At 73.8% G+C, this 23,137-nt stretch carries 18 protein-coding genes; 5 read left to right on the top strand and 13 right to left on the bottom strand.

Annotated features, from left to right (window positions below; genetic code table 11):
- Window positions 1-716: 716 nt before the first annotated feature.
- The 4 genes from uvrC to rsgA form a co-directional block, all read right to left on the bottom strand.
- A complete protein-coding gene (uvrC, locus tag ACW0Q9_RS15560) occupies window positions 717-2,657 on the bottom strand; it encodes an excinuclease ABC subunit UvrC (protein ID WP_456181876.1) in 1,941 nt (646 codons plus the stop codon).
- A 90-nt stretch (window positions 2,658-2,747) separates the two neighbouring features.
- Window positions 2,748-3,239 (bottom strand): Rieske (2Fe-2S) protein, encoded by a 492-nt coding sequence (locus ACW0Q9_RS15555; RefSeq protein ID WP_456181874.1) that lies wholly within the window; start codon window positions 3,237-3,239, stop codon window positions 2,748-2,750.
- A 156-nt stretch (window positions 3,240-3,395) separates the two neighbouring features.
- The gene (uvrA, locus tag ACW0Q9_RS15550) at window positions 3,396-6,341 is read right to left on the bottom strand and encodes an excinuclease ABC subunit UvrA (RefSeq protein ID WP_456181872.1); all 2,946 of its coding nucleotides are present in this window, start codon (window positions 6,339-6,341) and stop codon (window positions 3,396-3,398) included.
- Window positions 6,342-6,550: 209 nt separating this feature from the next.
- On the bottom strand, window positions 6,551-7,630 hold the full coding sequence (gene rsgA, locus ACW0Q9_RS15545; RefSeq protein WP_456181870.1) for a ribosome small subunit-dependent GTPase A: 1,080 nt from the start codon (window positions 7,628-7,630) through the stop codon (window positions 6,551-6,553).
- A 288-nt stretch (window positions 7,631-7,918) separates the two neighbouring features.
- Here rsgA and ACW0Q9_RS15540 point away from each other — a divergent pair, with 288 nt between their 5' ends.
- On the top strand, window positions 7,919-8,635 hold the full coding sequence (locus ACW0Q9_RS15540) for a maleylpyruvate isomerase family mycothiol-dependent enzyme (protein ID WP_456181868.1): 717 nt from the start codon (window positions 7,919-7,921) through the stop codon (window positions 8,633-8,635).
- An 8-nt stretch (window positions 8,636-8,643) separates the two neighbouring features.
- Window positions 8,644-9,297 carry an MBL fold metallo-hydrolase gene (locus ACW0Q9_RS15535; protein ID WP_456181866.1) on the top strand — a complete coding sequence of 218 codons (654 nt, stop codon included), beginning with the start codon at window positions 8,644-8,646 and terminating at the stop codon, window positions 9,295-9,297.
- Window positions 9,298-9,325: 28 nt separating this feature from the next.
- On the opposite strand, the gene ACW0Q9_RS15530 is transcribed toward ACW0Q9_RS15535, so the two are convergent.
- On the bottom strand, window positions 9,326-9,946 hold the full coding sequence (locus tag ACW0Q9_RS15530) for a DedA family protein (protein ID WP_456181864.1): 621 nt from the start codon (window positions 9,944-9,946) through the stop codon (window positions 9,326-9,328).
- Window positions 9,947-10,037: 91 nt separating this feature from the next.
- Window positions 10,038-10,724, bottom strand: coding sequence for a class I SAM-dependent methyltransferase (locus ACW0Q9_RS15525; RefSeq protein WP_456181862.1), 687 nt, complete (start codon window positions 10,722-10,724; stop codon window positions 10,038-10,040).
- 166 nt (window positions 10,725-10,890) lie between these two features.
- Here ACW0Q9_RS15525 and ACW0Q9_RS15520 point away from each other — a divergent pair, with 166 nt between their 5' ends.
- Window positions 10,891-11,094, top strand: coding sequence for a cold-shock protein (locus tag ACW0Q9_RS15520; protein ID WP_091663412.1), 204 nt, complete (start codon window positions 10,891-10,893; stop codon window positions 11,092-11,094).
- Between the two features lie 51 nt (window positions 11,095-11,145).
- Here the strand turns inward: ACW0Q9_RS15520 and ACW0Q9_RS15515 are convergent, their stop codons facing one another.
- From ACW0Q9_RS15515 to ACW0Q9_RS15495, 5 genes are all read right to left on the bottom strand, one after another.
- On the bottom strand, window positions 11,146-12,426 hold the full coding sequence (locus ACW0Q9_RS15515; protein ID WP_456181859.1) for an MFS transporter: 1,281 nt from the start codon (window positions 12,424-12,426) through the stop codon (window positions 11,146-11,148).
- Window positions 12,423-12,998, bottom strand: a complete 576-nt coding sequence (locus ACW0Q9_RS15510) for an ArsR/SmtB family transcription factor (protein WP_456181857.1) — start codon at window positions 12,996-12,998, stop codon at window positions 12,423-12,425. Before ACW0Q9_RS15510 ends, ACW0Q9_RS15515 begins: the two co-directional genes overlap by 4 nt.
- Before the next feature lie 99 nt (window positions 12,999-13,097).
- Window positions 13,098-14,006, bottom strand: coding sequence for a hypothetical protein (locus ACW0Q9_RS15505; RefSeq protein WP_456181855.1), 909 nt, complete (start codon window positions 14,004-14,006; stop codon window positions 13,098-13,100).
- Between the two features lie 168 nt (window positions 14,007-14,174).
- Window positions 14,175-15,830, bottom strand: coding sequence for a CocE/NonD family hydrolase (locus ACW0Q9_RS15500; RefSeq protein ID WP_456181853.1), 1,656 nt, complete (start codon window positions 15,828-15,830; stop codon window positions 14,175-14,177).
- A 2-nt stretch (window positions 15,831-15,832) separates the two neighbouring features.
- Window positions 15,833-16,363 (bottom strand): MarR family winged helix-turn-helix transcriptional regulator, encoded by a 531-nt coding sequence (locus ACW0Q9_RS15495; RefSeq protein ID WP_456181878.1) that lies wholly within the window; start codon window positions 16,361-16,363, stop codon window positions 15,833-15,835.
- Window positions 16,364-16,492: 129 nt separating this feature from the next.
- Here ACW0Q9_RS15495 and ACW0Q9_RS15490 point away from each other — a divergent pair, with 129 nt between their 5' ends.
- Window positions 16,493-18,628 carry an MMPL family transporter gene (locus ACW0Q9_RS15490; protein ID WP_456181851.1) on the top strand — a complete coding sequence of 712 codons (2,136 nt, stop codon included), beginning with the start codon at window positions 16,493-16,495 and terminating at the stop codon, window positions 18,626-18,628.
- 47 nt (window positions 18,629-18,675) lie between these two features.
- Here the strand turns inward: ACW0Q9_RS15490 and ACW0Q9_RS15485 are convergent, their stop codons facing one another.
- Entirely contained in the window at window positions 18,676-19,551 is an 876-nt protein-coding gene (locus ACW0Q9_RS15485; RefSeq protein ID WP_456181849.1) for a transglycosylase SLT domain-containing protein, read from the bottom strand.
- A gap of 30 nt (window positions 19,552-19,581) precedes the next feature.
- Window positions 19,582-21,039 (bottom strand): DedA family protein, encoded by a 1,458-nt coding sequence (locus ACW0Q9_RS15480; RefSeq protein ID WP_456181847.1) that lies wholly within the window; start codon window positions 21,037-21,039, stop codon window positions 19,582-19,584.
- Window positions 21,040-21,170: 131 nt separating this feature from the next.
- Here ACW0Q9_RS15480 and typA point away from each other — a divergent pair, with 131 nt between their 5' ends.
- Window positions 21,171-23,039, top strand: coding sequence for a translational GTPase TypA (gene typA / locus ACW0Q9_RS15475; RefSeq protein ID WP_456181845.1), 1,869 nt, complete (start codon window positions 21,171-21,173; stop codon window positions 23,037-23,039).
- Window positions 23,040-23,137: the final 98 nt, after the last annotated feature.

Raw genomic sequence — 23,137 nt, 5'->3', positions numbered from 1 at the left:
GACAGTGGCCCCGACCACCCCACGACACCGCCCGAAACCGGACAGCGGGTTCACCATCGGCCGCCACGAACCGGACATCCACCCCACACCACGCCCGCTGGCGCTGACCCACGGCCCCCCGCGAAGCCGGACATCCACCGCGCACCGCGCCTGCCTGCGCCTAGTCCACGGCCGCCCCGTGAAGGGGACATCCACCGCACACCGCGCCCGCCGCGCTGATCCACGCCCGCCCGCGAAGCGGACACCTATCCCACACCGCGCATACCATCATTGACCCGCGCCCACCGGAAACGCTCACCACGTCGGCGTAGTCTGCGGCAATCACGCAGCCCGGACACCCCACCCCAGCAAACTCGAGTCGACCCACCGAGATCTTGGACAGTTGCTGTTCGCAGCGAACAGCAACTGTCCAAGATCCGCGCGGGGCGGCATGGCGACCTCCGCCTGCGCAGCCATCAGGGCGGGATGCAACGGACATTCTTCCCACCGGCCCCCGAACAGGCGGACCCGGCCGGCGGTGAGTGGAACACCATGGGTGTATCCGCGGCCGGGAGACACCCATGGTGTTCCACCGAAGCCGCGGGGCCACAGCGGCCAGGTCGAGCGGTGGCCGCGGGGGCGGCCCATGGTGTTCCACCGAAGTTCGCGAAGCGATGACCCGAGAGCGGCTCCGACCTCGGAGGCCGTGTCGGTCCAGCAGGCCGACGGTTCGGAGGTCAGGCGCTCGGGGTGCGCTGGGCGCCTTCGTCGAGGGCGGCCAGGATCGCCTCCGCGGTCCGCTTGCCCACCCCCGGCACCTCGGTGATCTCCTCAACGGTCGCCGCGGAGAGCCGCTTCAGCGAGCCGAAGTGCCGCAGGAGCGCCTTGCGGCGTACCTCGCCGAGGCCGGGGATGTTGTCCAGCGCCGACTCGGTCATCCGCTTCGAGCGCCGCTGGCGGTGGAAGGTGATGGCGAAGCGGTGCGCCTCGTCGCGTACGCGCTGGAGCAGGTAGAGCGCCTCGGAGGTGCGCGGCAGGATGACCGGGAACTCGTCGTCGGGCAGCCAGACCTCCTCCAGCCGCTTGGCCAGCCCGCAGAGCGCCACGTCGTCGATGCCCAGCTCGGCGAGGGCCTGCGCGGCGGCCGCCACCTGCGGCGGGCCGCCGTCGACAACGACGAGCTGCGGCGGGTACGCGAACTTGCGCGGCCGCCCGGTGGTCGGGTCGATGCCGGGCCGGTCCGGGTCGCCGGCGGTCTCCTCGCCGATCTCCCCGGTCTCGGCGCGCGCGTCGAGGTAGCGGGCGAAGCGCCGGCGCAGCACCTCGGACATCGCGGAGAGGTCGTCGGTGGCCCCGCGCACGATGAACCGGCGGTATTCGCTCTTGCGGGGCAGGCCGTCCTCGAAGACGACCATGCTGGCCACCACGTCGGTGCCCTGGATCTGGGAGACGTCGAAGCACTCGATGCGCAGCGGCGAGGTGCGCATGCCGAGCGCGTCGGCGATCTCGTCGAGGGCCTGGCTGCGGGTGGTCAGGTCGCCGGCCCGCTTGAGCTTGTGCCGGGCGAGCGCGTCCTTGGCGTTGCGCTCGACGGTCTCCAGCAGCGACCGCTTGTCGCCGCGCTGCGGCACCCGCAGCGACACCCGGCTGCCCCGCCGGGTGGAGAGCCAGTCGGCGAGCGCGTCGACGTCGCCGGGCAGCGCGGGCACGAGCAGCTCGCGTGGCACGTCGGACTCGCCCTGCTCGCCGCCGTAGACCTGGCTGCAGAAGTGGTGCACCAGGTCGCCGGTGGTCAGCTCCTCGGTCTTCTCCACCACCCAGCCACGCTGGCCGCGGACCCGGCCGTCGCGGACGTGGAAGACCTGGACCGCGGCCTCCAGGGGGTCGTCGGCGAAGGCCACCACGTCGGCGTCGGTGCCGTCGCCGAGCACCACGGTCTGCTTCTCCATGGCCCGGCGCAGCGCCGCCACGTCGTCGCGCAGCCGGGCGGCCCGCTCGAACTCGAGCTGCTCGCTGGCCTCCAGCATCTCCTTCTCGAGTCGCCGGACCATGGTGTCGGTGCGGCCGGCCATGAAGTCGCAGAAGCCGTTGACGATCTCCCGGTGCCCCTCGGCGGTGACGCTGCCCACGCAGGGCGCGGAGCACTTGCCGATGTAACCCAGCAGGCAGGGCCGGCCGACCTGGCCGGCCCGCTTGAACACCCCGGAGGAGCAGGTCCGCGCCGGGAAGACCCGGAGCAGCAGGTCCAGCGTCTCCCGGATGGCCCAGGCGTGCGAGTACGGCCCGAAGTAGCGGACCCCCTTGCGCTTGGCGCCGCGCATCACCTGCAGCCGCGGGAACTCCTCGTCGAGGGTCACGGCCAGGTACGGGTACGACTTGTCGTCGCGGTAGCGGACGTTGAACCTCGGGTCGTACTGCTTGATCCAGGTGTATTCCTGCTGGAGCGCCTCGACCTCGGTGGCGACGGTGATCCAGTCCACCGACTCGGCGGTGAAGACCATCTGCCGGGTCCGCTGGTGCAGGTTGACCGGGTCGGCGAAGTAGGAGTTGAGCCGGCTGCGCAGGTTGCGCGCCTTGCCCACGTAGATCACCCGGCCGGTGCCGTCACGGAAGCGGTAGACCCCTGGCGACTCCGGAATGGTGCCAGGTGCGGGACGGTAGGTCGAGGGGTCAGCCACGCGCCAAGCCTAGTCCGCACCCCCGACACCCGGCCGTCGCCGCGCGTCCCCCGCCACAGCGGCCGTGGGCGGGGGACGCGGCGGGACGGGTCAGGCCAGGGCGATCTGCTCGCCGGTGACCTTGATGTTCTTCGGCGCGAGCGGCCTGGTGGCCGGGCCCTGCTTCACCGAGCCGTCGGTGATCGAGAACCGGCTGTTGTGGCAGGTGCAGTTGATGGTGCCGCCGTCGACGTTCGACACCGGGCAGCCCTGGTGGGTGCAGATCGGGTCGAAGGCCTTGAACTGGCCGGCCTCGGGCTGGGTGATCACGACACCCTTGCTGGCGAAGACCGCCCCGCCGCCGACCGGGATGTCGGTGGTCCGGGCGAGTGGACCGGTGCTGTCGCGGTTGCCGCCCTCGGGGTCGCCGGCGTTGGTGGCCCCGGGCGGGCCGGCGCTGGTGGGAGCCGGCCCGCCGGCCGTGTCCCCCGCGTCGTCGCCGCACGCCGTCAGCACCACGGCCGCCCCGACCGCGCCGGCGCCCGCCAGCAGGGCCCGGCGAGTCTGCCCACCCGGCCCGGTCAGCACCTCGTCGTCACTCATGTCCGGCCTTTCTCTCGGCTGCCGCCACCCGTCGTGATCAGTGGCCTCACTTCAGGACACGAATCACTCTGGCGCACGGTTCATACTGACGCGTCACGAAATGGATATCCGAAACGGGCGGGCCGGTGGTCCCGGCCCGCCCGTCGTACGCCACGCTCAGCGCGCTCCGGCCGGCACCTTGCGGGTGCGCGCCTTGGCCGGGCCGCCGTTGGCCTTGGCCGCCCGGGTCGTGGCGGCCTTGGCACCCTTGGCCGCGCCGTCGAGCTTGAGGATCGGCCGCAGGAACTGGCCGGTGTGGCTCTCCGGCACCTCGGCGACCTCCTCCGGCGTGCCGGTGGCGAGCACGGTGCCGCCCCGGTGACCGCCCTCGGGGCCCATGTCGATGATCCAGTCGGCGGACTTGATCACGTCGAGGTTGTGCTCGATGGTGATCACCGTGTTGCCCTTGTCGACCAGGCCCTCGAGCACCATCAGCAGCTTGCGGATGTCCTCGAAGTGCAGGCCGGTGGTGGGCTCGTCGAGCACGTAGACCGTGCGGCCGGTCGAGCGCTTCTGCAGCTCGGAGGCGAGCTTGACGCGCTGCGCCTCGCCCCCGGAGAGGGTCGGCGCGGGCTGGCCGAGGCGCACGTAGCCGAGGCCGACGTCGACCAGGGTCCTGAGGTGCCGGTGGATGGCCGGGATGGCGGAGAAGAACTCGGCCGCCTCCTCGATCGGCATGTCCAGGACCTCGGCGACCGTCTTGCCCTTGTAGTGGACCTCCAGGGTCTCCCGGTTGTAGCGGGCGCCCTTGCAGACCTCGCAGGGGACGTAGACGTCCGGGAGGAAGTTCATCTCGATCTTGATGGTCCCGTCGCCGGAGCACGCCTCGCAGCGCCCGCCCTTGACGTTGAACGAGAACCGGCCCGGCCCGTACCCCCGGACCTTGGCCTCGGTGGTCTCGGCGAAGAGCTTGCGGATGTGGTCCCAGACCCCGGTGTAGGTGGCGGGGTTGGAGCGCGGGGTCCGCCCGATCGGCGACTGGTCGACGCCGACGACCTTGTCGACGTGCTCCAGACCGGTGATCCGGGTGTGCCGGCCGGGGACCAGCCGGGCTCCGTTGATCTGGTTGGCCAGCACGGCGTGCAGGATGTCGTTGACCAGCGTCGACTTGCCGGAGCCGCTGACGCCGGTCACCGCGATGAGCTGGCCGAGCGGGAAGCTCACGGTGAGGTTGCGCAGGTTGTGCTCGCGCGCCCCGTGCACCACCAGCTCCCGGCCGGGGGTCTGCGGCCGGCGGATGACCGGGGTGGGGATCTGCTTGCGCCCCGACAGGTACGCCCCGGTGACCGACTCCTCGTTCTCCAGCAGGGCCGGCACCGACCCGCTGTGCACGATCTTGCCGCCGTGCTCGCCGGCGCCCGGGCCGATGTCGACGATCCAGTCGGCCACCCGGATGGTGTCCTCGTCGTGCTCGACCACGATCAGCGTGTTGCCCAGCCCGCGCAGCCGCAGCAGTGTCTCGATCAGCCGGTGGTTGTCCCGCTGGTGCAGGCCGATGGAGGGCTCGTCCAGCACGTAGAGCACGCCGACCAGGCCGGAGCCGATCTGGGTGGCGAGCCGGATCCGCTGGGCCTCGCCGCCGGACAGGGTGCCGGCCGGACGGTCCAGGGAGAGGTAGTCGAGCCCGACGTCGAGCAGGAACTTCAGCCGGGCGTTGATCTCCTTGAGCACCCGCTCGGCGATCATCTTCTGCCGGTCGGTCAGCTCGATGCCGGCGAGCAGGTCGGCGGCCTCGCCGACGGAGAGGTTGCAGACCTCGGCGATGCTCTTGCCGGCCAGGGTGACCGCGAGCACCTCGGGCTTCAGCCGGGTGCCGCCGCAGGCCGCGCAGGGCACGTCCCGCATGTAGCCCTCGTACTTGTCCCGCGACCACTCCGACTCGGTGTCGCTGTGCCGGCGCTCGATCCACTGCACCACGCCCTCGAAGCCGGTGTAGTAGGAGCGCTCGCGGCCGTACTTGTTGCGGTAGCGGACGTGCACCTGGTCGTCGGAGCCGTGCAGGATCGTCTTCTGCGCCCGGGACGGCAACGCCCGCCACGGGGTGTCGACGTCGAAGTGCTCGGCCTCGCCGAGCGCCTCGAGCAGGCGCAGGAAGTATTCGAGGTTGTGCCCGGTCGCCCAGGGCTGGATGGCGCCCTCGCGGAGAGTGCGCTCCGGGTCCGGGATGACCAGCTCCGGATCGACCTCCTTCTTGGTGCCCAGGCCGGTGCACTCCGGGCAGGCGCCGTAGGGCGCGTTGAAGGAGAAGACCCGGGGCTCCAGGTCCTCGATCGCCAGGGGGTGGTCGTTGGGGCAGGCCAGGTGCTCGGAGTAGCGGCGCTCCCGGCCCGGGTCGTCCTCGGCCAGGTCGACGAAGTCGAGCAGCACCAGGCCGCCGGAGAGGCCGAGCGCCGCCTCGACCGAGTCGGTCAGCCGCTGCTTGGCGCTCGGCTTGACGCTGAGCCGGTCGATGACCACCTCGATGGTGTGCTTCTCCTGCTTCTTGAGCTTCGGCGGCTCGGTCAGCGGGTGCACCACGCCGTCGACCCGGGCCCGGGCGTAGCCCTTGGCCTGAAGCTCGGCGAAGAGGTCGACGTATTCGCCCTTGCGGCCGCGCACCACCGGGGCGAGCACCATGAACCGGGTGCCCTCGGCCATGGCCAGCACCCGGTCGACGATCTGCTGCGGGCTCTGGCGGGAGATCCGCTCGCCACAGATCGGGCAGTGCGGCTCGCCGATGCGGGCGAAGAGCAGGCGGAGGTAGTCGTAGACCTCGGTGATGGTGCCGACGGTGGAGCGCGGGTTGCGCGAGGTGGACTTCTGGTCGATCGAGACCGCGGGGCTGAGGCCCTCGATGAAGTCGACGTCGGGCTTGTCCATCTGGCCGAGGAACTGCCGGGCGTACGACGACAGCGACTCCACGTAGCGGCGCTGGCCCTCGGCGAAGATGGTGTCGAACGCCAGGCTCGACTTGCCCGAACCGGAGAGCCCGGTGAAGACGATCAGGGCGTCCCGGGGCAGGTCGAGACTGACGTCACGCAGGTTGTGCTCGCGCGCGCCACGGATGATCAGTCGGTCGGCCACGGTGCGTGTGCTCCCGGAAGAAGATGGTGAGGCGGATCTGTCCGCCCGACACGGGGTCTGGGCGGTTTTCGAGGGTCGTCGAGGCGCAGGGAAGACGCCTCGGCAACTCTAGCCCCGAGGTATGACAACTTCTGTCGGGCGGACATTCCCCCAGGTCAGCGCGGTCGGGCGGGAAGCGACGCAGCCCGCCCGACCGCCCCGGCACGCTCCTAGAATGCCCCGGGTCCGGGCGGGGTCGCCGGACGCCCGGTCCGCCGCCGGCCGCTCCGCCAGCTGCCCCGGCGCTCGGCGGCCAGCCGGACCTCACGGCGCCGGCTCTCGTACGCCACCTCACGCTGGAGCCGGCGCCAGTTCTCCCAGCGCCGGACCGGCAGCTCGCCGCTGTCCAGCGCCGCCCGCACCGCGCAGGCCGGCTCGGCCTCGTGGGCGCAGTCGGCGTAGCGGCAGCCGGCGGCGAGCTCGGCGATGTCGGCGAACGCCCGGTCCAGGCCGGCCGAGCCGTCGAGCAGGCCGACCGCCCGCACGCCGGGGGTGTCCAGCACCGCTCCCCCACCGGGGATCGGCACCAGCGCCCGCCAGGTGGTGGTGTGCCGGCCCTTGCCGTCGGACCGCCGGATCGCCTGGGTCCGCATCACGTCGGCCCCGGCCAGCGCGTTGACCAGGCTCGACTTGCCCGCGCCGGACGGCCCGAGCAGGCCGAGGGTGCGCCCCGGCGCGACGTACCGGCGCAGCGCGTCCAGCCCCGCGCCGCGCTCGGCGCTGACCGGCAGCACCGGCACCCCCGGGGCCAGGGCGGCCAACTGCCGGGCCACCGCCGCCGGGTCGGGAGCCAGGTCGGCCTTCGTGAGCACGACGAGCGGCTCGGCGCCGGACTCGTGCGCCAGGGAGAGCAGCCGCTCGATGCGGGCGGCGTCCGGCGCCGGGTGCACCGGCTCGACCACCGCGGCGGCGTCGAGGTTGGCGGCCAGCACCTGGCCGCTCGCGTCCTTGCCGGCGGTGCGCCGGACCAGCGCGGTGCGGCGGGGCAGCACGGTCTCCACGGTGACCGGCCCGTCCGGCCAGGTGGCCAGCAGCACCCAGTCGCCGGCGCAGGGCAGCGCGGTCAGGTCGCGGGCCGCGGCGGCCAGCACGCCGCCGCCCAGGCTGGCCCGGACGGGCCCCTCCGGGCGGAGCACGGTGCAGACGCCGCGGTCGACGCGGGCCACCCGGCCCGGTCGGCGGTCGCCGCGTGGATTCGGGTACGCCGCCCGGTCGGCGTCCCAGCCGAGGGCGGTCAGATCGATGGTCATGATGTCCCTATCGGTGTCGAGGGGGTTCGTGGCGGAACACGCGTGCTGCGACCGGCATGCTCACCACCTCCGCTCCGACTCCCGGTGCCGCGTCCCACGACGACGTCGGCCCGGCGCGTCCGACGCGCCGCCACCTGAAGCCGTCGGCCCCGACGGTAGGGGGCGCGCCGACGCGCCGAAAGCGATTTCCCCGGCGACGCGGCGGCGGCCGCCCGCTAGGGTCGACACCGTGAGCGCGAGGAGTGAGCCCGTCCTGCGAGCCCCGCTGTCGCGAACCGAGGAGTCAGAGTGACGAGCGATCCCCTCCTGCTGACCGGCGAGCTGGACGAGGCGAACGCCCGCCTGGTGCGTACCGTGGCCGCCCTGGGCAACCACGACGTCGCCGCGCCGTCCCTGCTGCCGGGCTGGACCCGGGCGCACGTCCTGACCCACCTGGCCCGCAACGCCGACGGGTTGGTCAACCTGCTCACCGCCGCCCGCACCGGCGAGGACATCCCGATGTACGCCAGCCCCGAGGCCCGGTCCGCCGACATCGAGGCGGGGGCCGGCCGAGGGGCGGCCGACCTCATGGACGACCTGCGCCGCAGCTCGCAGCGGTTCACCGCGGCGGTCGCCGAGATGCCGGTCGAGGCGTGGGGGGCCACCGTGCAGACCCGGCGCGGCCCGTGGCCGGCGGCGATGCTGGTCTGGGGCCGGCTGCGCGAGGTCGAGGTGCACCACGTCGACCTGGGCGCCGGCTACCGGCCGGCCGACTGGCCGGACGCGTTCGCCCAGCGGCTGCTGCACGAGGTGGCGGCCGGCCTGGCCGGCAACCCGGAGGCGCCGGCCATGGTGCTGCGCTTCGACGGCTTCCGGCACGAACTCGTCGTGGGTGACGCCGAGGGGGCGCCCACGATCACCGGCCCCGCGCCGGAACTCGCCGCCTGGCTGACCGGCCGCAGCGCGGGCGGGGCGCTCACCGTCACTCCCGCCGGTCCCCTGCCGACTCCACCGGAATGGATCTGAACACCGTCATGACCTACAGCGGAGACGTCACGCCCGGCGGTGCGCCGGCCGTGCGCGAGCTCGACCGGCTCACCATCAGCAAGGTGTCGGTGGGCCCCATGGACAACAACGCCTACCTGCTGCGCTGCCGGGAGACCGGGGAGCAGGTGCTGATCGACGCCGCGAACGAGGCGCCGCGCCTGCTCGACCTCGCCGGTGACGGCGGGCTGGCCGCGGTGGTCACCACCCACCGGCACATGGACCACTGGGTCGCCCTGGAGGAGGTGGTCGCCAAGACCGGCGCCCGCCCGCTGGTGCACGCCGACGACGCCGAAGGGCTGCCGATCGACGCCGAGCCGCTGCGCGAGGGCGACACGGTCCCGGTCGGCGACTGCGCGCTGGAGGTGATCCACCTCAAGGGACACACCCCCGGTTCGATCGCGCTGCTCTACCGGGACCCGTCCGGCGTGCCGCACCTGTTCACCGGCGATTCGCTCTTCCCCGGCGGGGTCGGCAACACCGAGCAGGACCCGGAACGGTTCGGCCAGCTCATCGACGACGTCGAGCAGAAGCTCTTCGGCCGGCTGCCGGACGAGACCTGGTTCTATCCCGGCCACGGGAAGGACAGCACCCTCGGCGCCGAGCGCCCCGCGCTGCCGCAGTGGCGGGCCCGGGGCTGGTGAGCGCGGCGGGCCGGCCCGGCCGGCCCGCTCAGCCGGCGTCCGCGGCGGTCACCGCGCGCAGCCGGTGCCGGGTGCCGAGCAGCACCGGGCCGGCGAGCAGCAGGCCGACCGCCATCGTGAGCACGGTCGGGTTCGGCGTCCCGGGCAGCAGCCCGGTCAGCGCCCGCGCCGTGATGCCGAGGGCCACGTAGAGACCTGCCCAGAGCGTCGCACCGAACGCCGCGCAGACGGCGAACCTCCGGTAGGACATCCGCAGCCCGCCGGCGGCCAGCGGCAGCAACGCGTTGAACACCGGCAGGAACGGCGCCACCAGCACCATCCGCCCGCCGCCGCGGCGCAGCAGCGCCTCGGCGGCCGCCCAGCGCGGCTCGCCGATCCAGTCACCCAGCCGGCTGCGGCGCAGCCGCTCGCCCCAGCGCCGCCCGGCCAGGAAGCTCAACGACCAGCCGGCCAGGCAGCCGGCCACCACCGCCACGACGGTCGCCAGGCCGGTCGCCGGCCGGCCCGCGCCGACCGCGGCGAGAACGGCGGCGTCGCCGGGCACCAGCACCCCGAGCAGGGGTACGGCGTCGGCGAGCATGACCATGCCCAGCATGCCCATCAGCAGGGTGGTGGGCAGGTCCCCGATCTGGGCCAGCAGATCCGTCATGCTCCGTACGCTATGGCCCCCGGGCCACCCGGCACATCGGGTTTGATCCCCCACCGGCCCCCGAGTCCGTATCCGGAGGATCCCTGAGTGCTCAGCGCGGGCGGAGGACCTGGACGCGGCGGACCGGGGAGTCGACCGAGGGCTCGGTGACGGGCACCGGATACGCCGCCACCAGCTCCAGCCGGTCCGGCGGCAGGTGTCCCCGGTCCGGGTCGCCGACCAGCACCTGGACGCCCCGGTCGGCGGCCCGTTGCAGGTAGGGCAGCACCCGCGCGGCCAGCGCGGCGTCGTAGAGGACGTCGCCGGCCAGCACCAGGTCGGCGCTCGCGATGCCGTCCAGCAGGTCGTCCCCGGTGGCGGCCACGGTCACCCGGTTGGCCCGGGCGTTGACCGTCACGGCCGCCACCGCCCAGGGGTCGACGTCGTTGGCGACCACCCGGTCGGCGCCGGCGAGCGCGGCCGCGATGGCGACCAGCCCGGAGCCTGCGGCCAGGTCGAGCACCCGCCGCCCGGCGGCCAGCTCGGGATGGTCGAGCAGGTGCCGGGCCAGCGCCTGCCCGCCGGCCCAGACGGACGCCCAGTACGGCGGCGGCAGCGACCGGCCGGCCGCCGCCTCCATCCGGGCCCACCAGAGGATGGCGTCCTCGGCGAGGTGCAGCCGGACCTCCGGCACGAACGGCGCGTCGACCAGCCGGAGCCGGTCGAGGCCGTCGCCGGGCGCCGCGATCTCCCGTTCCAGGTCGGCCAGCGGCGTCGGTGTCCTCACCGGGGCAAGCATGCCCCCCGCCGTCCCGGGGCGGAGGGATTTTCCCGCTGACGGCGTATTCGCGGGCCACGCCGGCACTTCCGCCAGCGGATCGCGGTTCGGGCGGTTACTGTCGGGAAGGTACAGGGCGATCACCGGCCGCGACCGGCGCTCGCCCGCATTGAACAGGGAGAGACGCATGGCAACCGGCACGGTCAAGTGGTTCAACTCGGAAAAGGGCTTCGGCTTCATCGAGCAGGACGGCGGAGGTCCGGACGTGTTCGTCCACTACTCGGCCATCCAATCCAGCGGCTACCGCGAGCTGAACGAGGGCCAGAAGGTCGAGTTCGAGGTGACCCAGGGGCAGAAGGGCCCGCAGGCGGACAACGTCCGTCCGATCTAGCTTCGTGCCGGTGGCGGCGGTCGGCTGTCCGACCGCCGCCGCAGCGCATTCTCAGGCCGGCGCGGCCGGCAGGTCACGCCGCCGCCTCAGCGGCCCGGCGAGCAGGATGAGCGGGGTCAGCGCGAGCCAGGCGGTCATCACCCGCATCGCCCCGGCCGGCCCCCACGCGGCGCCCAGTGCCCCGGCCAGCAGGGCGGCGAGCGGGATGGTGCCGTAGTTGAGCAGCTGCATGCTCACGGTCACCCGCCCGAGCAGCCGGTGCGGCGTGTACGTCTGCCGGAAGCTGGCCTTCACCACGTTGCCCACGGCGACGCCCAGGCTGACCAGCGCGCCGCCGAGCACCAGCCAGGCCACCCGGCCGCCCGGGCCGGCCAGCGGGATGAGCAGCGCCGGCGGGCCGGCGAGCCCGCCCGCGACGAGCAGGGCGCGGGCCGAGCCGAGCCGCCGGGCGAGCCCGGTGGCCAGGGCGGCGCCGAGGAGCCCGCCCACACTGGCGAGTCCGATCAGGAGCCCGACCAGCCCGGCCGGCAGCCCGGCGGAGCGGACCAGGAAGACCACGAGCACCGCCTGGTAGCCGGCGAGCCCGATGTTGCTGGCCGCGCCGAAGACCGTGAGCACCCGCAGGTACGGGTCGCGGACCACGAAGCGCAGCCCGTCGACCACCTCCCGGCGCAGCGAGGGCGTCCCGGCGGGGCGACCCGGCCGGGGCTCGACGGTCCGGATCCGGCTCAGGCACGCGGCGGAGACCAGGAAGCTGACGGCGTCGAGCAGGACCGCGGTCACCGCGCCGGCGAGCTGGGCGATCAGGCCGGCCAGCCCGGGGCCGACGAGGTAGCTCGCGGTCTGCGTGGCGTGCAGCCGGGCGTTGCCCGCCGGCACCTGGTCGGGACGCAGCAGCGTGGGCAGGTAGACCTGGTCGGCGGTCTCGAAGAACACCCGGGCCAGGCCGGCGCCGAGGGCGACGACCAGGAGCTGCCCGACCGTGAGCAGGTCGAGCAGGGCGGCCACCGGGACGCTGGCGAACAGCGCGGCCGAGACCAGGTCCGCGGCGATCATCACGGGGCGCCGGCGGACCCGGTCGACCCAGGCCCCGGCGGGGAGGCCGGCCAGCAGCCAGGGCAGCCAGGCCGCGGCCGTGAGCACCGCCACCTGGAACGTGGTCGCGTCGAGGACGGCCACCGCGACCAGGGGCAGCGCCACGGCGGTCACGTTGCTGCCGACGGCGCTGACCGTCTGCCCGGCCCAGAGCAGCCGGAAGTCACGGTGCCGGAGCAGGCTCTCGCCCGCTCGGGGCCGGGTGTCCGGGGCCGTGGTGCGGACCGGGGCGGTCACGGCTGGCCCGGGACGCCGTGGGCGAACAGGAACACCGGTTCGCGTCGCTGCCCGTCGTCCGGGGCGGGCCGGTCGGCCCAGCGGGCGAAGAGGTCGGTCACCTCGCGGCTGAGCTGCTCCAGCTCCGCGGGGGTCAGGTGCAGCCACTTGTCGGTGCTGAACGGGCCGTCGCCCCAGGCGGCGTGGGCCTCGTCGGGCGCGGCGTGCCAGGCCCGGACCAGGGCGACGTGTCGATCGAGGTTCAGCGAACTGGCCGCGTCGGCCACCGCCCGGGCGGCGGGATCGCCGTCGAACTCGGTGTTGGACCAGCGCACCGCCGGGTCGCGGAGGCGCCACCAGCGTTCCCGGCGGTCCCGGGCCAGTTCGGGCGCCTCCAGCACGAGGTCGGCGGAGGCCAGCACCTTGAGGTGGTGGCTGACGTTGGCCGGCGCCTGGCCGGTGCGCTCGGCGAGCAGGCCGACGGGGCACGGGCCGTACACCTTGAGGACGTCCATGAGGCGGCGGCGCAGCGGATGGGCGAGCGCGGCGAGGACGCGGGAGTCGGTGACGTGCCGGACGGTGGGCTTCTCCATGGGGAGAGCATGACATCCGCAAGAGTTGTTGCGCAATATCTGTTGCTGACTTTCGACCCCGGGCCGCGGCGCGGCACTCGCCGCGGGGCCGGGCCCGGGTCAGCCGGTCAGTCGCCGGGACAGCTCGTCGGCGACGTCCCGGGCGATCTGCGGCGGGATCGCCGCGGCGATCTTCTCCGGCGGCAGGCCGGCGAGCACCCCGGTGACGATCTGCTGCTCGTCGGTGAAGTCCTTGTTGGACAGCCCGGTCACCTGCGCGACGAGCGCCGGCCACGCCCGAGCCATGGCCAGCATCAGCTGCAGCGGCGAGTTCGCCTGGGGCGGGCCGACCAGGCCGGTGGTGTTGACCGGCGAGATCAGCCAGTTGCGCAGGTTCTCCAGGTCGGCCAGGACGTCGCCGACCGTTCGGTCCGGGTATCCGGTGTCCCTGATGAGCTTGTCGGTCTGTTCCATGCCATTCTCCGGTTTCACTGGGGCGATCAGGCCGATCGCGGTCAGGTAGCGGCGGAACAGCGGGGTCTGGTCCCAGCCCGCCTTGGTGGAGTCGCGGAAGAAGCTGAAGTGGGTGTGGAACAGGTGGCTGCTGTCCCCGGTGGTGCGCTTGCCCAACCGGTCCCAGCGCTTCACCGTCCTGCCGTCCGGGGAATAGATGATTTCCCGAATGTCCCGGGCGTCCGCGGCGCCCGCGGCGCACTGCGACACGAACCAGGTGGAGAAGGTACGCAGGTTGTGGGTGGCGCCGCCCGAGGAGACGGAGAACGTCCCGACGTCCAGGGCGGAGGCGTGCAGGGTCAGCCCCGAGGAGTCCCGGGTGGACTCCACCACCGAGTAGTCGTTGGGCACCACCCGGTCGGAACCGCAGTGGTACCCACCCCGGTGGTTGCTGTCGCCGACGATGCCGACCTCGCCCGGTTCCAGGTCCTGGGTCCGTACGGTGTTCTTGTCGACGTTGAGATAGGTGAGCAGCAGGTTGCGGACGGCCAACAGATTTGCCGGAGCCGTCGTCATGGGGTCTCCCCTCCGGATCAATGGGCCGACGAGGGCGCGACAGTCACTACGCGTGAAGGCGAAGGGTCCGGGGGACGCGCCCCGCCGGATAGCTGCACGGCACCGGGCTCTGTCCCGAGGATATCCACGCTGGCGGGAAGGTGCCCAGGTCAGAGGCACTATCTGGAACTATGGGCCCGCTGTGGACGGTGCCGGCGCGACGGGTAGCACCAAGGCCGAAGGATGCTCGGGATCGTGCAGGATCTCCCGCCAGCCAGCACGAAGAGTGACGGCCGTGCCGAGCGGCTCGCCGGTGCCCGGGTTCCGCGCGTAGCGCGGATGGGCACCGCCGGAGACCTGGACGCGCAGCCGGTGCCCGGGGGCGAAGCGGTGCGCGGCGGGCCAGAGGGTGACCGGCACCCGGACCACGCCGGACGGATCCCGCGGGAAGCCCCCGGGGGCGACCCGGACCAGGCCGTCGCAGACGTTCCAGGACCGCCCGCGCCGGTCGACGTCGCAGAGCCGGACGAAGACGTCCAGGTAGGACAGCTCGCTGCGCACGTGGATCTCGGCGCGCACCGGACCGACCACCTCGACCGGACCGGCCAGCGGCGCGCTGGTGTACGTCAGCACGTCCGGCCGGGCCTCCACCGGCCGGTTGTCCACCGGGCCGGCCTGCTGGGCGACCAGCAGCGGGCCGCCGAGGGACGGCGTGGGGTCGGCCGGGTCGTAGCGGAACCGGTCGGGGGCGGAGGCCACCGGCGGCGCGGGGGCGAGCACCCGGCCGGCGTGCAGGTGCCAGCGGGTGGGCTCGGCCGGCGGGGGCCAGTCGGGCAGGTCGCGCCAGCCGCCGCCGGCGCCGCCGACGTGCACCCGGACCGGCGCGCGGCCCGGCGCCGGGCGCCCGGCCAGGTGCTCGTCGAGCCAGTCGAGCCCCTCGCGCAGGGCCGCCACCAGGAGCCCCGGGCTGCCGTGGGTCCAGGGGCCGACGGTCAGCCGGGGGCGGGCGCCGGCCGCCCGGAGCCGGGCGTAGTCGTCGAGCTGGGCGGGGAGGAAGATGTCCTGCCAGCCGCTGACCATCGTCACCGGCGCGCGGACCTCGGCGATCCGGTCGCCGAAGATGCGGGTCCGCCAGTAGTCCGCGTCCGGGGTGTGGTGGCGCAACCACTCCTGGAAGAACGGCACGGTGACCCCGGTGGCGATCCGGTCCGTCTCGGCCAGCGGCAGGTGGGCCAGCGCCCGGGTGAGCCGGGGCTGGCCGCGCTTGAGCTCCCACTGCCGGGCCAGCCAGGGCACGGTCTGCGCCTGGAGCAGCTCCGCCCAGGTGAGCACGGTGTCCAGCGCGAACGACTCGCCCGCGTACGTCGAGTCCCGGGTGGCCGAGGCGGTGACCACGGCGACCATGGCGCGTAGCTGGTCGCCCGCCTCGGCCGCGACGGCCCACTGCACGAACCCCTGGTAGCTGGCGCCGAACATGCCGAACCCGCCGGCCCACCAGGGCTGCCGGCGCAGCCAGTCGAGGGTGTCCAGCCCGTCGTCGCGCTCGTGCACCAGCGGGGCGAACTCGCCGCCGGACCCGTACGTGCCCCGGCAGGACTGGATCACCACGTGGTAGCCGCGCTCGGCGACGAGGTGGCCGAGCAGCCGGACCGGACCGCCCCGCCCGTACGGGGTGCGGATCAGCACGCAGGGAGCGCCGGGCAGGTCGGGGGCGTAGTGGTCGGTGCGCAGCGTCACGCCGTCGCGGACCCGGACCGGGAGGTCCCGCGTCACGGTGACGCGCCGGGTCCGGGCGGCCGGCAGCCGCAGCGCCGCCGCGGCGAGCCGGGTGACCAGCCGTCGCACGCTCAGTCCGCGGCGCTGTCCGCCGTGCCGCCCCGCCGGGGCTCGCCCCGGGCCGCGCGCACGGCGTCGCGATGCTCGCGCATCGAGAGCACCATCTCGGTCATGAACCGGTGCACGACGGCCAGCTCGTCGTCGCTGAACCGGGCCATCACCTCGTCGGTCCGCCGGCCCAGCGGGCCGAAGAAGTCACGGGCCAGGGTGGCGCCGCGGTCGGCGTAGTGCAGGAGGACCTTGCGCCGGTCGGCGGTGTCGCGGTCGCGTCGGATGTGCCCGCCCCGTTCGAGCCGGTCGACCAGCGCGGTCACCGACCCGGAGGAGAGGTTGAGCGCCTCCCCGAGCCGGCCGGGGGTGATGGGGTCGCCCTGCAGCTCGGCGTCCATCACGGCGATGAGGGCGTGCAGGTCGGTGGCGTTGAGGCCGTGCAGGCCGGCGAACGCGTGCCCGATGTGCTGCGCGTCCACCGAGTAGCGGCGCAGCTCGTTGGTGATGTCCGCGATCATCCGCCCGCGCGGGTCGTCCCGCCGCCGGTACATGCTCTGCGCGCCCACTCTCGCCGCCACCTCCTGCCCGAACCGTCCGGTTGCAGCATAGAACCTCCGCCGATAATCTCGACCATCGAGATACTTGCTAGCCGAGATTAGTGATCACGTGAGGGCACCCCGATGTCACTGTTCACCCGCGTCGCCCGGGGCCGGCTCGCCGCCTGGCTCACGGTGGCCGCCGCGCTCGTCGTCGGCGCGGTCGTCTTCGGGCTCCCCCGCCCCGACAACCCCGAGCCCGTCTCCGCCACCGGCCTGTCCGTGCGGTGGCAGTCGACGCAGGTCGAACGGCTGCAGGACCAGCTCCCGGACAGCGACGTGCAGCCCGCCGTCGTGGTGGTCAGCCGCGCCGACCGGGCTCCGCTGGCCGGGTCCGACCGCGCCGCGCTCGACGGCGTGTCCGCCACCCTGAGCCGGCTCGCCGCCGGCGGGCGGGTCGCGCCGGCCCAGTTCTCCCCCGACGGCACGGTGGCCCTGGTCGCCGTGCCGCTCGCCACCGCCGGGGGCCAGGAGGCCGTGGTGGACGAGGTGGCCGAGCTCCGCGCGGCGCTGGCCGACCTGCCCGACGGGCTGACCGTCGAGGTGACCGGCGCGCCCGCCTTCACCGCCGACCTCACGAAGGTCTTCGACGGCGCCGACCTCACCCTGCTCGCGGTCACCGCCGGCGTCGTGGCGCTGCTGCTGCTGGTCACCTACCGCAGCCCGTTCCTGTGGATCGTGCCGCTGCTGGTGGTCGCCGCGACCGAGCAGCTCACCCTGCGCGCCGTCGACACGATCGTGCCCGCGCTCCGCATCCACCTCCAGGAGGGCCAGGTCACCGGCATCGCCAGCGTGCTCGTCTTCGGCGCCGCGACCGACTACGCGCTGCTGCTGATCGCCCGGTACCGGGAGGAGCTGCGCCGCGAGGAGAACCGCTTCACCGCGATGCGGGCGGCGCTGCGCCGGACCGCCGAGCCGATCCTGGCCAGTGGCTCCACCGTGGTGCTCGGCGTCCTCACCCTGCTGCTGTCCGAGCAGGAGACCAACCGGGCGCTCGCGGTGGCCTGCGCCACCGGCGTGGTCCTCGCCATGGCGTCCGCGCTCCTCGTGCTCCCGGCCGTCCTGGTGCTCTTCGGGCGGGGGCTGTTCTGGCCGTTCGTACCCCGGGTCGGTGGCGCGGCGCGCGAGGGCCGGCTCTGGGGCCGGCTCGGCGACGCCGTCGCCCGCCGGCCGCTGCCGGTCGCCGCGCTGGCCACCCTGCTCCTCGCCGCTCTCGCCCTCGGCGGCCTGGGCATCCGCACCGGCCTGTCGGAGACCGAGCAGTTCCGGGTGAAGCCGGAGGCGGTGGCCGGCGCGGAGACCCTGGCCCGGGCCTTCCCGGCCGGCACCACCCAACCGGTCGCCGTACTCACCAACCCGGGCGCGGCACCGGCGGTGCTGGCCGCCGCCGGCGCCGTCGACGGGGTCGCCTCCGCCCGGCCCGGCGCCGCCGGCGACCGGGTCGCCCAGGTCGACGTGGTGCTGGCGGCCGAGCCGGGCACCACGGCCTCGGACCGGGCTGTCGAGGCGCTGCGCGAGGCGGTCGCCGCCGTGCCGGACTCCGCGCCGCCCACGGTCGCCGGCGCCGACGCCCCCGAGGGTGCGCTGGTCGGCGGCGCGGTGGCCGCCACCTACGACTCGGACCGGGCGAACACCAGGGACCTGTGGCTGATCCTGCCGATCATCCTGGTTCTGGTCGGGGTGGTGCTGGTGCTGCTGCTCCGCGGCCTGCTGGCCCCGGTGCTGCTGGTGCTGACGGTCATCGCCTCGTTCTTCGCCAGCCTCGGCGCGGCCTGGCTGCTCTTCGACCGGGTGCTGGGCTTCCCGGCGCTGGACAGCGGGGTGCTGCTGCTCGCCTTCGTGTTCCTGGTGGCGCTCGGCGTGGACTACAACATCTTCCTGGTCACCAGGGCCCGCGAGGACGCCCGCCGGCTCGGCACGCGGGACGGGACGCGCTCGGCGCTGCGGGTCACCGGCGGGGTCATCACCAGCGCGGGTGTGCTGCTCGCGGCGGTCTTCGCCGTGCTCGGCGTGCTGCCGCTGCTCACCCTCACCCAGATCGGGGTCATCGTCTGCGTCGGCGTCCTGCTGGACACGCTGCTGGTCCGCACGGTGCTGGTGCCGGCGCTGGCGTTCGGACTCGGCGACCGGTTCTGGTGGCCGGGACGGATCGCCCGCGAGCCCGACGCCCCGGCGGAGACGCCCCCGGCGCCCGTGGCGCCGGCCGGCGCGCGGAACTGAACAGGGCGGGCCCCGGCGGTCGTCCGCCGGGGCCCGGTCCCGTCAGCTCAGTAGGTCAGGCAGACGCACTCGGTCATCAGCGCCCGCACGTTGCGCACGTACTGCGGGTTCGGGATGGTCAGCGGCTCACCCTCGCGGGCCACCGCGCCGTGCCCGTAGTTGTACGCCGCGATCACCGCGTTGAGCAGGCAGGAGTTCAACTCCGAGGTGCACAGCGAGGCGTCCAGCCGGTAGTCCGACTCGAAGTACATGTCGCCGATGTACTTGGTGAGCCAGGCCAGGTAGGTGCCGCCGAGGTAGGCGTTGTCGCGGTAGTCGTCGATGTCGTAGGACTGGCCGAACCGCTGGTTCATCCAGTCCGCGGTGGCCGGCATGACCTGCATGAGGCCGATGCCGCCGTCGCAGGCCACGATGTTGGACTGCCAGCCGCTCTCCTGCCAGGCGGTCGCCTTCACCAGGGTCAGCGGGATCTTGATGTCCGGGGCGGAGGTGGGCCAGTAGGTCCGGGCCGCCGCGTCGGACAGTGCCGCCTTCACCTGGCTGCGGGTCGCCTGGGTGCCCCGGTAGCTCGGCTGGCAACCGCTCGCCGGCGGCTTCGGCGGGGGCGGCGGCACCTGGGTCTCGGTGGGCGGCTTCGGCGTGGCGAGTGGAGCGGTGGTGGTGCGGGTCGGCTTGGGCTTCGGCTTCGCCGACGCACTCGGGCTGGGCCTGGCGCTGGGCTTGGCGCCCATCGCCGCGACCGCCGGCGGTTCCTCGCTCGGCAGGTCCGCGGGGCCGTCCGCGGGCGCCTCGACGGGCGCCTCACCGGTCACCTCGACCGCCACCTCGCGGGTCGGCTTCTCCCCGCCGCACCCGGTGACCACACTCGCCGCCAGCAACGCGGCGACCGCCGCCGTGGCCCAGCGGCCCACTCCTCGACGCATCAGACCTCCCCCGTGGTCGTCCGCCGCACCCTAGCAGGGGTCGACGGGCCGGCGAGGTACCCGTGACGCCGGCCGGGAGCCCCGCGGCCGCGGCGGAGCGTCCCCTGTGGTCGGTTCACCCGACCCGCCGGGCGGCCGGCCGTCCTTGCCGACCGCGTGGTCCCGGGTGGCCCAGGCGACCACGAACACGGTGACCCAGGCCACACCGAGCAGCACCGAGGTGGCGGTGCCGCTGGCCGTGCTCCACCCCAGGTAGAGCCGGGCGCCGGTGACGGCGACCACGCCGGCCAGCGCGCCCGTCCAGACCGCCACCGCCACCGGCCAGCGGGCGCCCCGGGACAGCAGCCAGGCCAGCGTGCCGAAGCTGGCCGTGACCACCGCGTTCTGGGTGGGCAGCAGGTCCGGGGCGCCGTCCGGGCCGCCCGGCCCGGTCAGGCCGGCGACCACCACCAGCACCACCAGCGGCACGAACGCCCCGACCGTGCCGAGCACGCTGAGCAGGTCGGCCCGCCAGGGCCGGTTCCGCCAGGCCACCACCGCCGCCACCAGGGCCACCGCGGCGATCAGCAGCCAGCCGCGCAGCACCGAGACCGCGGCCAGCGCCGTGTCGACCACTCCGGGGGTACGCCGGGCGGCGAACCAGTCCGCGACCAGCCCGTCGAGCACCCCGAGCCCGCTGTGCCGGACGACCGCCTCCAGCACCGCCGCGACGGCCAACCCGGCGGCGAAGAGCAGCAGCAGGCCGGCGGCCAGGTTGATCAGCAGCGTCCCGGCCGGACCGAACCGCATGGCGACCAGGAAGAACAGCACCCCGTAGCGGGCGCGCAGCCAGCGCAGCGGGGGCAGGGCGGCGGCCCGGGCGGCCAGCGCCCGCACCGGGTCCGGGTTGCGACCCAGCCAACGGCCGGCCAGTACGACGCCGACCAGGCAGACCAGCAGCACGAGCACGGCGCCGGTGGCCCGCCCGAGGAACCGGGACACCCGCTCGTAGGACTCGCCGGCGGCGTAGCCGGCCAGCACGGAGGCGCCGACCCAGGTCACCACCCCGGCCAGGTTCCACGGCGCGAACCGCCGGTACGGCAGCCCGGCCGCGCCGGCCAGCCGGGGCGCCAGCGTGCGGGCGAAGGCCACCCAGCGGGCCGCCAGCACGCCCCGGCCGCCCAGCCGGTCGAGCAGCGAGTCGGCGCGCCGCCACCGCTCGGGCCCGATCCGGGCACCGAGGCCGGAGGCACGCAGTTTCGGCCCGTACCGCCGGCCGGCCCGATAGGCGAGTGTGTCTCCGATCACGGCCGCCGCCGTCATGGCCAGCAGCGCCGGAATAATCCGCAGCGTCCCCGCGTAGGCTAAGAAGCCGACCAGCAACAGGGTCGCCTCGCCCGGCACCAGCAGTCCGAAGATCACCGCGGTCTCGCCCGCGACGATCGCCGCGGCGACCAGGTAGATCAGCAGGGGCGGCAGCTCCTGCAGCCAGTTCAGCAGGTCAGGCATCCGGTCCCCCGCACGGGAGCCAGCATGCCAGTCGCTGGAACGGTCGGGACAGCACTTTAGGCAGAGATCCGGGCGATCTCGGGGTGACCCCGAGGCGTGCCCCGGCAACCGCAGACAGGAGTATGGAGGGTATGCAGCTACGCACCGACCTCCGCAACGTCGCCATCATCGCCCACGTCGACCACGGCAAGACGACCCTGGTCGACGCCATGTTGCGGCAGGCCGGCGCCTACGGTGCCCGTGGCGAGGACACCGAGCGGGTCATGGACTCGATGGACCTCGAGCGGGAGAAGGGCATCACCATCCTCGCCAAGAACACCGGCGTGCGCTACCTGCCGGCGGACGGCTCCGAGCCGGTGACGATCAACATCATCGACACCCCGGGGCACGCCGACTTCGGCGGCGAGGTCGAGCGCGGCCTCACCATGGTCGACGGGGTGGTGCTGCTGGTCGACGCCAGTGAGGGCCCGCTGCCGCAGACCCGGTTCGTGCTCCGCAAGGCGCTGCGCGCCCGGCTGCCGATCATCCTGGTGATCAACAAGGTGGACCGCCCCGACGCCCGGATCAAGGAGGTCGTGGACGACACCTACGAGCTCTTCCTCGACCTGGACGCCGACGAGGAGCAGATCGACTTCCCGATCGTCTACGCCTGCGCCCGCGACGGCATCGCCTCGCTGACCCAGCCGGCCGACGGCTCGGTGCCCAGCGACAGCCACAACCTGGAGCCGCTGTTCCGCACCCTGCTGGACACCATCCCGGCCCCCGCGTACGAGGAGGACGCGCCGCTGCAGGCGCACGTCACCAACCTCGACGCCTCCCCGTTCCTCGGCCGGCTGGCGCTGTGCCGGGTCCGCCAGGGCACCATCAGCAAGGGCCAGACGGTGACCTGGTGCCGCACCGACGGCAGCAGCCAGCGGGTCCGCATCTCCGAGCTGCTGATGACCGAGGGCCTGGAGCGCAAGCCGGCCGACAGCGCCGGCCCCGGCGACATCATCGCGGTCGCCGGCATCCCGGAGATCATGATCGGCGAGACCCTTGCCGACGCGGAGAACCCGGTCCCGCTGCCGCTGATCACCGTCGACGAGCCGGCCATCTCGATGACCATCGGCACCAACACCTCGCCGCTGGTCGGCCGGGTCAAGGGCGCCAAGGTCACCGCCCGCATGGTCAAGGACCGGCTCGACAAGGAGCTGATCGGCAACGTCTCGCTGCGGGTACTGCCCACCGAGCGGCCGGACGCCTGGGAGGTGCAGGGCCGTGGTGAGCTGGCCCTGGCCATCCTGGTCGAGCAGATGCGGCGCGAGTCCTACGAGCTGACCGTCGGCAAGCCGCAGGTGGTCACCAAGGAGATCGACGGGAAGACCTGCGAGCCGGTCGAGCGGCTGACCATCGACGCCCCGGAGGAGTACCTGGGTGCGATCACCCAGCTCCTCGCCACCCGCAAGGGCCGGATGGAGCAGCTGGTCAACCACGGCACCGGCTGGATCCGGATGGAGTGGCTGGTCCCGGCGCGCGGCCTGATCGGCTTCCGCACCGAGTTCCTCACCGAGACCCGCGGCACCGGCATCCTGCACCACGTCTTCGAGTCGTACGAGCCGTGGTTCGGTGAGCTGCGCACCCGCCAGAACGGCTCGCTGGTCGCCGACCGCTCCGGCTCGGTCACCGCGTTCGCGATGACCAACCTCCAGGAGCGCGGCCAGCTCTTCGTCGAGCCGGGCACCGAGGTGTACGAGGGCATGATCGTCGGGGAGAACTCCCGCTCCGACGACATGGACGTCAACATCACCAAGGAGAAGAAGCTCACCAACATGCGGTCGTCGACCGCGGACGAGACCGAGAAGCTGATCCCGCCGCGCAAGCTGTCGCTGGAGCAGGCCCTCGAGTTCTGCCGCGAGGACGAGTGCGTCGAGGTGACCCCGGCCGCGGTGCGGATCCGCAAGGTGGTGCTGGACCAGACCCAGCGCGGCCGGATGGCCGCCCGCCGCAAGCACGCCGGCTGACCCCGTAACCCGTCCGGAGCCCGGACCGCCCACCGGCGGCCCGGGCTCCGCCGTCTCCACCCACCTCTTCCCGGCCCCAGCCCCAGCCCTCGCGGGCG

The sequence above is a fragment of the Micromonospora sp. I033 genome, assembly GCF_053890995.1.
Note: the sequence above shows the minus strand (reverse complement) of the source record. Positions and strands in the feature narration are given on the sequence as shown.

Coding starts and splice junctions, on each gene's coding strand:
- ACW0Q9_RS15555 (WP_456181874.1), bottom strand. CDS start 3,239: ATGAGTGACGACGAGGTGCTGACCGGGCCGGGTGGGCAGACTCGCCGG.
- rsgA (WP_456181870.1), bottom strand. CDS start 7,630: ATGACCATCGATCTGACCGCCCTCGGCTGGGACGCCGACCGGGCGGCG.
- ACW0Q9_RS15535 (WP_456181866.1), top strand. CDS start 8,644: ATGACCTACAGCGGAGACGTCACGCCCGGCGGTGCGCCGGCCGTGCGC.
- ACW0Q9_RS15530 (WP_456181864.1), bottom strand. CDS start 9,946: ATGACGGATCTGCTGGCCCAGATCGGGGACCTGCCCACCACCCTGCTG.
- ACW0Q9_RS15525 (WP_456181862.1), bottom strand. CDS start 10,724: ATGCTTGCCCCGGTGAGGACACCGACGCCGCTGGCCGACCTGGAACGG.
- ACW0Q9_RS15520 (WP_091663412.1), top strand. CDS start 10,891: ATGGCAACCGGCACGGTCAAGTGGTTCAACTCGGAAAAGGGCTTCGGC.
- ACW0Q9_RS15510 (WP_456181857.1), bottom strand. CDS start 12,998: ATGGAGAAGCCCACCGTCCGGCACGTCACCGACTCCCGCGTCCTCGCC.
- ACW0Q9_RS15505 (WP_456181855.1), bottom strand. CDS start 14,006: ATGACGACGGCTCCGGCAAATCTGTTGGCCGTCCGCAACCTGCTGCTC.
- ACW0Q9_RS15495 (WP_456181878.1), bottom strand. CDS start 16,363: ATGTACCGGCGGCGGGACGACCCGCGCGGGCGGATGATCGCGGACATC.
- ACW0Q9_RS15490 (WP_456181851.1), top strand. CDS start 16,493: ATGTCACTGTTCACCCGCGTCGCCCGGGGCCGGCTCGCCGCCTGGCTC.
- ACW0Q9_RS15485 (WP_456181849.1), bottom strand. CDS start 19,551: ATGCGTCGAGGAGTGGGCCGCTGGGCCACGGCGGCGGTCGCCGCGTTG.
- ACW0Q9_RS15480 (WP_456181847.1), bottom strand. CDS start 21,039: ATGCCTGACCTGCTGAACTGGCTGCAGGAGCTGCCGCCCCTGCTGATC.
- typA (WP_456181845.1), top strand. CDS start 21,171: ATGCAGCTACGCACCGACCTCCGCAACGTCGCCATCATCGCCCACGTC.